Annotated in this window: 8 protein-coding genes; 6 read left to right on the plus strand and 2 right to left on the minus strand. The window is 71.2% G+C overall.

The features are described from left to right. The first annotated feature begins 45 nt into the window (after positions 1 to 45). Complete coding sequence (locus ACFY1H_RS12550; RefSeq protein WP_366575774.1) at positions 46 to 375, plus strand: hypothetical protein; 330 nt, start codon at positions 46 to 48, stop codon at positions 373 to 375. Further along, positions 372 to 1,487, plus strand: coding sequence for a WXG100 family type VII secretion target (locus ACFY1H_RS12555; protein WP_386946390.1), 1,116 nt, complete (start codon positions 372 to 374; stop codon positions 1,485 to 1,487). The genes ACFY1H_RS12550 and ACFY1H_RS12555 overlap by 4 nt, the downstream gene beginning before the upstream one ends. 67 nt (positions 1,488 to 1,554) lie before the next feature. Here the strand turns inward: ACFY1H_RS12555 and ACFY1H_RS12560 are convergent, their stop codons facing one another. Both ACFY1H_RS12560 and eccD read right to left on the minus strand, forming a co-directional pair. Next, a complete protein-coding gene (locus tag ACFY1H_RS12560) occupies positions 1,555 to 3,207 on the minus strand; it encodes a S8 family serine peptidase (RefSeq protein WP_366575770.1) in 1,653 nt (550 codons plus the stop codon). An 8-nt stretch (positions 3,208 to 3,215) separates the two neighbouring features. After that, complete coding sequence (eccD, locus tag ACFY1H_RS12565; RefSeq protein ID WP_366575768.1) at positions 3,216 to 4,583, minus strand: type VII secretion integral membrane protein EccD; 1,368 nt, start codon at positions 4,581 to 4,583, stop codon at positions 3,216 to 3,218. A gap of 404 nt (positions 4,584 to 4,987) precedes the next feature. Here eccD and eccCa point away from each other — a divergent pair, with 404 nt between their 5' ends. The 4 genes from eccCa (at position 4,988) to ACFY1H_RS12585 (ending at position 12,064) form a co-directional block, all read left to right on the plus strand. Next, positions 4,988 to 8,998, plus strand: coding sequence for a type VII secretion protein EccCa (gene eccCa / locus ACFY1H_RS12570; RefSeq protein WP_366575766.1), 4,011 nt, complete (start codon positions 4,988 to 4,990; stop codon positions 8,996 to 8,998). A gap of 58 nt (positions 8,999 to 9,056) precedes the next feature. Next, positions 9,057 to 11,120, plus strand: coding sequence for a type VII secretion-associated protein (locus tag ACFY1H_RS12575; RefSeq protein ID WP_386946392.1), 2,064 nt, complete (start codon positions 9,057 to 9,059; stop codon positions 11,118 to 11,120). A gap of 10 nt (positions 11,121 to 11,130) precedes the next feature. Continuing rightward, a complete protein-coding gene (locus ACFY1H_RS12580) occupies positions 11,131 to 11,496 on the plus strand; it encodes a hypothetical protein (protein ID WP_366575762.1) in 366 nt (121 codons plus the stop codon). 244 nt (positions 11,497 to 11,740) lie between these two features. Beyond that, positions 11,741 to 12,064, plus strand: a complete 324-nt coding sequence (locus tag ACFY1H_RS12585) for a WXG100 family type VII secretion target (protein WP_366575761.1) — start codon at positions 11,741 to 11,743, stop codon at positions 12,062 to 12,064. Positions 12,065 to 12,071: the final 7 nt, after the last annotated feature.

Raw genomic sequence — 12,071 nt, forward strand, 5'->3', positions numbered from 1 at the left:
CGCGTCCGTCACACTCGAAGACAGTCGGGTGAGCGGAGGGATGTCGTGGCAGCGGGGAACAACGCGCTGAACATCGACGGCGAAGTCGTCGGCGGCTACGCGGCCAAGGTCGCGCTGGCCGCCGACGAACTGGACACAGCCGCGGGCGGTGTCGGCGCGGGAGCGACCACGGCCGAGGCGTACGGCGAGCTCGGTGGCCGCCTCGGCCTGGACCAGTCGTACGCGCGGGCGGCCGGGGCGCTGCGGCAGCAGCTGCAGGCAGGTGCGGCCGCGCTGCGTTCGGCCGCGGAGGCGCTGGACCAGCTCACCGCCGGCCACGCGCAGCGCGACGCCGATGCAGCGGAGCAGATCAAGCGGGCCGGGGGGCTGTCGTGACGGAGCCGTCGCTGACGTTCGTGTCCGAGCTCGCGGGTGAGCTCGGCGTGACCGACCCCGTCGAGACGTACTACCGGCCGCTCGTGGGACGCTGGACCGAGCTCGAAGAGGAAGCCCAACGCCTGCGCACCGCGGCGAAGACGGCCGGCGGCGTGTCCGCCGACCTGGCCGACGAGCTCGGCCGGCTCGACGCGTCGTGGTCTGGTGACGACGCCGACGCGTTCGTCACCTACCTGGGTGAAATCCGGTCCGCGAGCGAAGGCGTCGAGGACGCGCTCGACGAGCTGGCGGGCGCGCTCGAGGAGCTGGCCGGATCGCTGCGCAAGATCGTCGGCGACGCCACCGACGTGCTTGTGGACTCGGCCGACCTGCTGTCGGAGTCGGCGATGCTGCCCGTCGGTGGCGTCAGCCGCTCGCGCGCGCAGTTGCGCGAGACCGAGCAGTCGGTGAAGTCGTTGTACGACGCGGCGGAGGACGTGCTGCAGCACTTCGCGCAGCTGTGCAACGGCGTGGACGCACCGGCGGGGGAGCAGTCGAGCATCGCCGTGCGGCAACACTACCCGCAGGAGCAGTTCCGGCTGCACGAAAGCGATTCCGCGCCGTCGCAGCAGCCGTCGACGGGCACCGCGGGGCCGTCCACATCGGAGCAGCCGACGCAGGACGGCGCGGCTCAGCAGGCCGTGGCTCACACCGGTGTGGCGCACACCGAAGCCGCAGCGACCCACACCGACGCCACGACACCGTCGGCCGACGACTCCGTTTCGGCGTCCGCGGCCGAGGAACCCCACCAGGGCAAGGAAACCGGCGCCGACCCTCGGCTCACCCCGGGCCAGGCGGGCGTGCCGCCGATCGGACCCGAAGGCCTCGCCCCGGCGCCCGCGCCGGCCGCAGCGAACGAGTCCGGCGGCATGTCGATGATGCCCATGATGCCGATGGGCGGCATGGGCATGGGCGGCGGCGGGATGGGCGGCGGCGGTGGCGGCTCGCGCCAGGCCAAGAACCGCACGCCCGCCAAGCCTTCCGAGCTCCTGGGCGATCCCGCGCCGGTCACGCCGCCCGTGATCGGAGAGGACCCTCAGAAGCCCGCCAAGGCCAAGAAACCCCAGAACTGACCGGAAGGGGCCGCCCACCGCTTTTCCGCGGTGTACGGCCCCTTCAGCGTCTTCGGACGGGTGCGGCTCAGCTCGGCGGGCCGGTCGGGCGGTTGCGCCGGATCGTGTGCATCACGAACAGCGTGATCAGCAGCGCCACGATGCCACCGCCGGTGCCGGCCAGCGCCACGATCATCGGCGTGGAGCTCATCGAGTCGGCGGGCGGCAGCACCGCGGTCTGCACCACGGGTTTCGGCTTCGCGAGCTCGCCCACGTCATTGGGCAGGTTCGCGGTGAGCGCGGCCACGGGGTCGATCACGCCGTAGCCCACGAAGTCGTCGCGCCCGCCCGGCGCGGCCGGGTGCTGCGCGGTGGCCTCGATGCGCTGGATCACCTGGCGCGCGTTGAGCTGCGGGTACATCTGGCGCACGAGCGCGGCCACCCCCGCCACATACGGCGAAGCAAAGCTCGTGCCCTGGATCGGCGACTGCGTGGTGCCCTCGATGGTCAGGTTAGCCAGGCCCGTCGAGCCCTCGGCCGGGTCGAGCGACACGATGTCGGTGCCCGGCGCGGCGACGCCGACCCACGGCCCGTGCACGCTGAACGACGCGACCCCGCCGGTTTCGTCGATCGCGCCGACCGACAGGACGTCGTCGGCGAACCACGGCGGCGTGACGATCGAGCGCGGCTTGTTCGGGTCGGCCTGGTCGTTCTGCGGGCAGTCGTCGGAGACGTTGCCTGCGGCCGCGACGACCACCACGTTGTGCTCGGCCGCGAAATGCACCGCGGCCTGCACCTGCTGTTCGCCCGTCTGGATGCTGCCGGTCCCGTCGGCCGCGCGGCAGTGGTCCACCGACATGTTGATCACACTGGCTTCGCCCCGCTCGGCGATGCCGCGGATGATCTCGGCCAGCGTCTTCAGCGTGCCCGCGGTGCCTTCCTTCTGCAGCTGACGCGGGTCGCCCTTGTCGTTCTGCTGGGGAGCGGTACCGCCGCTGACCTGACCGCCACCGCCGCCGTTGCCGGGCAGCTGACCGCCGTTCTGGCCGCTGGGCGGGGTACTGCCGTTCTGGTTGCCGGGCGGAGTGCCGGTGCCGCCACCGGGCTGCCCGGTGTTGCTCGAGGCGTTCTCGTCGACGGCGTAGTTCGAGCTCAGCTGCCGGTACGAACGGATCGTGGCGTCGGGCGCGACCCCGATGAAGCCGACCTTCGAGTCCTGCGGGTTGCCCGCGATGATGCCGGCGACCTCGGTGCCGTGGCCGTCGCAGTCCTGCAGGCCGGGCAGGGCGCCGTTGTCCGGCGTCGCGACATAGTCACCGCCGCTTTCGACGCGGCCCTGGAACCACGGGTGCGGCGTGACGCCGGTGTCGACCACGGCGACGGTGATGCCACCGCCGACCGTGCCCTTGGCCGAGCGCACGATCTGCTGGGCCTTGTCCAGCTGCAGGTAGCTCTGGCCCCACGGGATCGTGTTGATCTCGATGTTCTGCCCGAGGCTGCGCTTCACGCACTCGGTCTTCTTCTGGTAGGTCTGGTCCGGTTTGCGCTCGTCGATCGGCAGGGCGCTGCCGTCCACCTGCGGCGGTGTGGCCCAGGTGCCCGCGGCACCGGTGTCCTGCTGTGCCGACGCGGGCGAGACGACCGCGAACGGCGACAGCACCCCGAGCCCGGCCGCGAGCAGGACGACACCCGTGCGGCCACCGATCCCGAGCCGCCGGACGAGCGGACGTCGCGCGCGCATCTGCTGCCTCACTTGAGGTTCAGGTGGCGCAGCGTCGTGTAGAGGTCCATCACGCCGAGCGCGAGCGGCAGCACGACCGCGATGCAGATCGCCTCGAGGATCTCCACGGTGCGCCGCAGCGGCGGCGAGAAGCGCTGGTTCGGGAAGATCACGCCGACCACGAGCGAGCCCGCGGCGACCACGATCAGGGCGCCGAACACGTACAGCAGCCGGAACTCCGCCGTCGTGGCGAAGAGCCAGCCGACGAGGATGCCGGCCGCGGACACCATGCCGGTGGTGAGCAGCGCGATGGCCTGCGCGCCGTTGGCGTACGCGCGGGCGCGCAGCAGCAGCACGAGCGTGGCGATCACGCCGAGGATGACCCCGAAGTAGCCCGGCGCGGTCGCGGCGATCACGGCGGAGACCGCCGTGGTGGCGCCGCAGCCGATCATCAGGCCAGTCATGTAGTCGTGGGCGATCGCGGTGCGCTGCTCGATGGCCTGGTAGTCCGGGAAACCGGAGTCTTCCTTCAGCTCCTCCGCGGTGCTGGGCACGTGCGGCAGCGGGAGCTTCGCGAGCCAGATCGTGGCGCGCGGCAGGATCGAGATGCAGGCGAGCGACACGGCGACCGCGCCGGCGCCCACACCGGCCGTGGTGGCGCCGGGCACGAGCGTGGCGACGAGGAACGCGATCGCGCCGAACGCGCCGGCCGTGGCCGCGGCGATGAAAACGCGGATGCCGGCGCCGATGATGAGGATGCAGACCGCCGAGACGATCAGCACGAGCACCGCGCCCAGCAACAGGTTCGCGCGCACCGAAAGGCCGGGCACGATGTAGAAGCCGCTCACGAACGCCAGCGGCAGGCCGCCCGCGGCCGCGATCAGCACGCCCGTGGCCTCGGCCTGGTAGGCCTTCGCGAGCGTCGCGCCGATCGCCACGCAGGCGATCGCGCCGAGGCCGCCGGCGATGGCCGCGCCGAGCGAGCTGCCGCCGTAGAGCGAGCCGCTCATGAACAGCGCCAGCGCGGAGATGAACAGTGCGAGGCCGCCGGCGACGTGGCCGAAACGGCGCGCCGTCTCCTTGGTCCACGGGCGGAAGCTGTCGGGCGTCGACTCGGCGATGGCGTCGACGACGTCGTCGTACAGCGGCGGCGGCGGGTTCTCGTTGCGCTTGCGCAGCTGCAGCAGCTCGCCGTCCACGACGCCGAGCGACGCCAGCGTGCGGCTCGGGTCGAGCGGGGCGTCGCCCAGCTTGGCCAGTGCCCAGCCGCCGTGGCGCGCGCCGCCGTCGGGTGAGGTCTCCTTGGCCATCTCCAGCAGCATCGGCAGCAGGTCGGCCACCGCGACGTCGGCCGGTAGCGCGACGTCGATCCGGGTGTTCGGTGCGACCACCGTCACCCTGCTGAATACCGTCGTGCCCGTTGCCACTAGATGCCCCCGCTCTGAAGAGTCAGCTCCCGGGGGAACTTATACCGAACCCTGGCGCCGGGATCATCGACTGTCCGAAAATCCCTGGCGAAAGTACACCGGCCGGACGACGGACGGGCGGCGCGACCAGGTGGGATCGGTCGATTCGGGCCCTCGCTGTCGGTGGTGGGTCGTACACTCCGATGATCAGAGGAAACGGGTTCGCGGGCGAGGTGCCGGACGTGCCGGTATCCGTCGGTGTCCGATGAGGGGGCAAGCGCGGTGCACTTCCGGGCGTTGGCCGGAATTCCCCGGCGACGTTCGATAGGTTGTCACGCGCGCCCGAGCGCAGGAGCCGGCCGGCAATCGTCGAGTTGGAATAGAGGGGTCCTTCGATGAGCACGCTTCAGTTCAAGAAGTCGCCGCGGCTGGCGGCGCCGCGCCCGCCGGGCGGCGAGGTGCACCTCGAGCCCCCACCCGAAGTACCCCGCACGATCCCGGGCAACATCGTCGCGAAGGCGATTCCGGGCGTCATGATCTTCGCTTCGCTCGGGATGATGGTCTTCATGTTCACGGCGGGTGGGAAGAACCCGACCACGATCATGATGAGCGGCATGATGCTGATGGGCACCGTCGGCATGCTCGCCGGCGGTGGTGGCCGGGGTGGTGGCCAGAAGAAGGCCGAGATGGACGAGGACCGCAAGGACTACCTGCGGTACCTGGGCCAGATGCGCGACCGGGCCCGCGAGGCGATGGTCGACCAGCGCGCCGCGCTGGAGTGGGTGCACCCGGATCCGCAGTCGCTGTGGTCGCTCGCGGCCAGTCGCCGGATGTGGGAGCGCCGGCAGAACGACCAGGACTTCCTGCACCTGCGCGTCGGCCGCAGCTCGCATCGTCTCGCGACGCGGCTCGTGCCGCCGCAGACCGGCCCGGTCGACGAGCTGGAGCCGATCGCCACCCTCGCGCTGCGCCGGTTCGTGCGCGCGCACTCGATCGTGCCGGATCTGCCCACGCAGATCACCCTGCGGGGGTTCGCCGCGGTGAGCATGCAGGGCGAGCGCTCGCTCACCCGTGGTCTCACCCGTGCGATGCTCGCGCAGCTGATCACCTTCCACAGCCCGGACGACGTGATGATCGCGATCGCCACCGCGGGCCGGGCGAAGGAGGAGTGGGAGTGGGCGAAGTGGCTCCCGCACGTGCAGCACCCGACGATGTCCGACGGCATCGGCCAGCTGCGCATGATGGCCGGTTCGCTGGCCCAGATCGAGCAGTGGCTGGACGAGGAGCTGCGTGACCGGCAGCGGTTCTCCCGCAACGCCACGCCCGCGCCCGACCAGCCGCACGTCGTGATCGTGATCGACGACGCCGAGGTCACGCGCGAGGAGCAGATCATCCTCGAGGAGGGTCTGGTCGGTGTCACGCTGGTCGATTTGTCCGACACCCTCGGGAACCTGTCGGCCCGCCGCGGCCTGCGGCTGGTGGCCGAGCCCGACCGCCTCGGCGCGCGCAGCGCCGGCGGTGTCGAGTGGTTCGGCCGGCCGGACACCTTGTCGGTGGTCGAGGCCGAGGCGCTGGCCCGGCTGATCGCGCCGTACCGCGTCGGGGGCGGTGGCGGCGCGGAGGCGTCGGACGACGAGCCGTTGCTGTCCAACCCCACGCTGCTGGAGCTGCTCGGCATCCCGGGCGACCCGATGACGTTCGACGTGCAGGGCGCCTGGCGCCCGCGGCCGGTGCGCGACCGCTACCGCGTGCCGTTCGGTGTCGGTGAGTACGGCCAGGCCGTCGAGCTGGACATCAAGGAAGCGGCGATGGAGGGCATGGGCCCCCACGGCCTGTGCATCGGGGCGACGGGGTCCGGTAAGTCGGAGTTCCTCCGCACGCTGGTGCTGGGCCTGCTGGCCACGCACTCGAGCACGTCGCTCAACATGATCCTCGTCGACTTCAAGGGTGGTGCGACGTTCCTCGGTCTGGACAAGGCCCCGCACGTCGCCGCGACGATCACCAACCTCGCGGGTGACCTCACGCTGGTCGACCGCATGAAGGACGCCATCGCGGGTGAGGTGTCCCGGCGCCAGGAAGTGCTGGCGAAGGGCAACTACAAGAACGTGTGGGACTACGAGAAGGCGCGTGAGAACGGCGCCGACCTCGACCCGCTGCCCGCGCTGTTCATCTGCATCGACGAGTTCTCCGAGATGCTGACGGCGAAGCCGGACTTCATCGACATCTTCCTCCAGATCGGCCGTGTCGGCCGGTCGCTGCAGATGCACATGCTGCTCGCGTCGCAGCGGCTGGAGGAGGGCAAGCTGCGTGGTCTGGACACGTACCTGTCCTACCGGATCGGTCTGAAGACGTTCTCGGCCGCGGAGTCGCGGGCCGCGATCGGTGTGCCGGACGCGTTCGAGCTGCCGTCGATCCCGGGTTCGGGCTACCTCAAGTACGACACCTCCACGATGGTGCGGTTCAAGGCGTCCTACGTCTCCGGCCCGTACCGCCCCGCCGGCATCAAGGCGGCCGGGCCGGTGGCCACGGTCGTGCGCGCGGACAAGCGCCCGCAGCTGTTCGTGCCCGACTTCGTCGAGCTGCCGCCCGAGCCGGAGCCGCAGTTCGAGCCGGTCGAAGAGGTGGCGAAGCCGAAGGAGTCGGAGGAGGCCACCGAACCGAGCGAGCTCGAGGTGATGGTCGACCGGTTCATCGGCCAGGGCCCGCCCGCGCACGAGGTGTGGCTGCCGCCGTTGGACGAGTCCAACTCGCTCGACACGATGCTGCCGAACCTCAACCCCACCGACGACCGCGGCCTGTCCCCGGTCGGGTTCTTCGGCAACGGCCGGCTGCAGGTGCCGCTGGGCATCGTCGACCGGCCGTTCGAGCAGCGCCGCGACCTGCTGTGGGCCGACTTCTCCGGTGCCGCCGGCCACGCGGTGATCGCCGGTGGCCCGCAGGCCGGCAAGTCGACCATGCTCCGCACGCTGATCATGTCGATGTCGCTCACGCACACCCCCGAGGAAGTGCAGTTCTACTGCCTCGACCTCGGTGGTGGCACGCTCGCCGGGCTCGCCGACCTGCCGCACGTCGGCGGGGTGGCCGTCGCCCGGCGCGAGCCGGACAAGGCCCGCCGGATCGTCGCCGAGCTCACCACGCTCATGACCGAGCGCGAAGGCCGGTTCGGCGCGCTGGGCATCGACTCGATGACCGAGTTCCGCAACCGCAAGCGCCGCGGCGAGATCTCCGCCGACCAGGACCCGTTCGGCGACGCGTTCCTGATCGTGGACAACTGGCGTGCCATCCGCGACGACTTCGACGAGCTCGAGGCGTCGATCACGCGGCTGGCCCAGCAGGGTCTGTCCTACGGCGTCCACGTGATCATCTCCGCCAACCGGTGGGCCGACCTGCGCCCGGCGATCAAGGACATGCTGGGTACGCGGTTCGAGCTGCGCCTCGGTGACCCGACCGAGTCCGACATCGACCGCCGCGTGGCGGTCAACGTGCCGGCCGGGCGGCCCGGGCGTGGTCTGACCCGCGACAAGCTGCACATGCTCACGGGCCTGCCGCGCGTCGACGGTTCCAGCGACGCCGAGTCGGTGGCCGCCGGTGTGGCCGACGCCGTCGCGAAGATCCGCGGCGCCTGGCGCGGCCGGTCGGCGCCGCAGGTCCGCCTGCTGCCGGAGATGATCACCTACGAGGAAGTCCTCAAGATCGACTCCAAGCGCAACACGAAGCTGGTGCCCTTCGGCGTCAACGAGGACGACCTCTCACCGGTCTACCTCGACTTCGACGCCGAGCCGCACTTCTTCGCCTTCGCCGACGGCGAGTCGGGCAAGACGAACCTGCTGCGCCAGATCGGCCGCGGGATCGCCGAGCGCTACTCACCGCAGGAGGGCGTGATCCTCCTGGTCGACTACCGGCGCACGATGCTCGGCTTCCTCGAGGGAGACTCGCTGCTCGGCTACGCCGTGTCGTCCAACCAGCTCGACAGCATGGTCAAGGACGTGCACGGCTCGATGACCCGGCGCCTGCCGGGCCCGGACGTCACGCAGGACCAGCTGAGGAACCGGTCGTGGTGGACCGGGCCGGAGCTGTTCATCCTGGTCGACGACTACGACCTGGTGGCCACGCAGACGTCCAACCCGCTCAAGCCGCTGGCGGACTTCCTCGCCCAGGCGAAGGACGTCGGCCTGCACCTGATCATCGTGCGCCGCACCGGTGGTGCGTCGAGGGCCTCCTACGACCCGGTCATCGGCAAGCTCAAGGAAATCGCGGCGCCGGGCATGGTCATGAACGGCTCGAAGGACGAAGGCGTGCTGATCGGCAACATCCGGCCCTCCGCGATGCCCCCGGGCCGAGGCGTGATGCTCAGCCGCAAGAACGGCAGGCAGCTCGTGCAGGTGTCGTGGATCCAGCCCGACTGATTTCGGCGGCCGGCCGCGGCGTGCGCGGCCGGTGCCCGGGCGACGGCGGGGGTGACGGGTGACAGTGCGGGTCGCGGTGGATTTCGGGACCACCAGCACCTGCGTCGTCGCCTCCGTCAACGGCCGCGAGCCGCAGGTCGTGGTGATCGACGGCCAGCCGTTGATGTCGTCGGCGGTCTTCGCGGCCGCCGACGGCACGCTGTTCGTCGGCCAGGAGGCCGAACGGCAGGCGGCCGTCGACCCGTCGCGCTACGAGCCGAACCCGAAGCGGCGCATCGACGAGGGCGACCTGCTGCTGGGCGACTCCGTGCTGCGGGTCACCGATGTCGTCCACGCCGTGCTGGGCCGGGCCGTGGCCGAGGCGCGCCGTATCGCAGGCGACGCCGAGGTCGACCTCCTCGTGCTCACGCACCCCGCCGACTGGGGTGCGATCCGCACCCGGCTGCTGCGGCAGGCCGCGGGCCGGCTGGCGCGCGAGGTCGCGCTGGTGCCGGAACCCGTGGCCGCGGCCGTGTACCACGCGGCCACGTTCGCGCCCGTCGCGCAGCCGGACGGGCGCACCGTGGAGTTCAGCGGCCGGCCCGGCGACGCGCTCGCGGTGCTCGACCTCGGCGGCGGCACGGTCGACGTCAGCGTCGTGCGGCGGCTGCCCGAGGCCGGACGCGGGCCGAGTGCTCGTGGCGGGTTCCAGGTGCTCGCCACCCGCGGCGACCCGAGCTTCGGCGGCGCCGACATCGACCAGGCCCTGCTGGAGCACATCGGCTCACTCGTGTCGGGCGCCGATCCCGACGCGTGGCGGGAGCTGGTCACGGGCCGCGAACTCGCTGACCGGCGCCGGCGCCGCGTGCTGCGCCAGGACGTGCGGGGCGCGAAGGAGACGTTGTCGCGCCACGCCTACACCGACGTGCCGATGCCGCCACCGTTCGCCGACGCGCACGTGACGCGTGAGGACCTCGAGAAGCTCATCGCGGCGCCGCTCGGGCGCACGGTGGAGCTGACCAGCGCGGCGATCGCCGACGCCGGGCTGCGGCCGAAACAGCTCACCGCGATCTTCCTCGTCGGCGGTTCGAGCCGGATCCCGATGATCTCCCGCCTGGTCCACGAGCGCACGGGTGTGGTGCCCACGAGCCTCGACCAGCCGGAGACGGTGGTGGCGCGCGGCGCGCTGCGGGCGGTGCTCGTGGACCCCGACCGCACGGGCGCGCTGCCCGGCGCTTCGGTGGCGCGCCTGGCCGGCGCTCCCGGTGGCGTTCCGACGGCCGAGCGGCGCACCGACGTCGTGCGGCCCGGCGAGCTGCCGAGGCCGGGCGACGCGCAGGTCGACGGTGACGGCCGCACCGAGCTGTTGTCGCGGCCCGCCGCGCCGCGGGTTCAGCCGAGACCGCAGTCAGGGCCTCAGCCAGTGCCCCAGTCAATGCCGCAGCCGGGGCCCCAGCCGCCGTCCGGGCCGATCCCGGCAGTGCGGCCGACGCCGGGCCGAGGTTTCGCGGGACCCCCTGCCGGCGGGCCACGTCCCGCTCAGCCAGGTGGTCCAGGCCGCCCGCCGTGGCCGCCGGAGACCCCTGCGCGCGGCAAGAGCCGGAAGCGGCTGTGGGGGATCGTCGCGGTCGTGGCGGTGGTCGTGGTCGCCGCCGCGGGCGTGCTGTTCGTGGTCAACCGGGGCGGCGACGACCCGGCGGGGCTGCCGGGCAAGACGTTCGTCCAGTACGACTTCAGCGTCAGCGCGCCTCAGGACTGGGTCCAGACCTCCGACCAGGTGGCCGAGCGCCAGGTGATCCTGCACCCGCAGGACGCCTCCGCCGGCAACGACCTCGTGGTCGCGCAGGAGTTCGTGATGGACTACGACGCGACCGCCGACCGCGCACAGCTCGTGAACTCTTTGCAAGCGCAGGCGGCCAGGGACCCGAACTACAGCGCCTTCGATCCGAACCTGACGTACGGTGGCCGCACCGTGATCGGGTACCACCAGCGCAAGAGCGACCAGCTCACCGTGAACTGGTACGTGGTGGTGCAGGGGAAGATCCGGGTACACGTGGGGTGTCAGTACGAAACGCCCGCGTTGCGGCAACGCGTCGACACGGCCTGCGAGCAGATCGTGCGGACGCTGAAGATCACCAGCTGAAGGAGTGCCCGTGCCGTCGGAACCCGAGTCCGCCGCGGCGGCTTTCACCCGAGCGGGGCAGGACGCGGTCACGCACGCGCGCCGCGTCGCCGGCACCGCGCTCGCCCGCAACGTCCGCCACCGCGAGGACAACCGGGAACTGATGAAGGCCTACGCCCGGCACCGCCTCGCGGGCGGCGGCGCCGTCGAACCCACGCCGCGGGTGCTGCGCGGTGCCGCCGCCCGGTTCCGCGCGGCGTGCGGACTGCCGATGCCGCACCTGCCGACGGAGGCCGAATTGGTCCGGTCCGCGCCCGAAGTTCCATCGCCGGCCGCACGAACGAGTGATGAGGAAGAGGACTTTTCGCAGTTGCGAATCATGAGCAGGGAACCGTGAATCTCGTTCATTCCGGCTGTGCGTGTGCTAATTGCCCAGTAGGCCAAGGGTTTTGCGACTTCTCCCGGGGGCGTCGCGCTCGGCTCGGCGGCGTCGGTTCCCTCGGGTGGCGTTCACGCAAGCAACTACTTGGGAAATCTCGCACCAAGGGTGAACCGAACCTGGCACTGTCTTCGTCGTAGGGGTGTACGGCGGAAACAGGACGCCGATACGCACGACCAATGAAACGAAGGGGGTAGTTCCCATGGCGGCTGGCGGCTTTGAAGGAACTCCGGAAGAGTTCACCGCTGCTGAGAACCAGGTCACCGACGTTCGCGTCTCGATGGACCAGCGGCTTTCCACCCTGCAGGGTGAGATCGAAGCGACCCGCGCGGGCTGGGACGGCGAGGCGGCTCAGGCGTTCAACAACGTCATGCAGCGCTTCGACGAGTCGGGCAAGAAGCTGAACCAGGCGCTCCAGCGCATTGCGGACCTGCTGCAGGAAGCCGGCTCCAAGTACCAGCGCACTGAAGCCGAGCAGAACGAAATCGTGAGCAGCTTCAACAAGGGCTTCGGCGTCCTCGGCTGAGCCGAGC

It is taken from the genome of Amycolatopsis sp. NPDC001319 (genome assembly GCF_042896185.1).
Taxonomy (GTDB): Bacteria; Actinomycetota; Actinomycetes; order Mycobacteriales; family Pseudonocardiaceae; genus Amycolatopsis.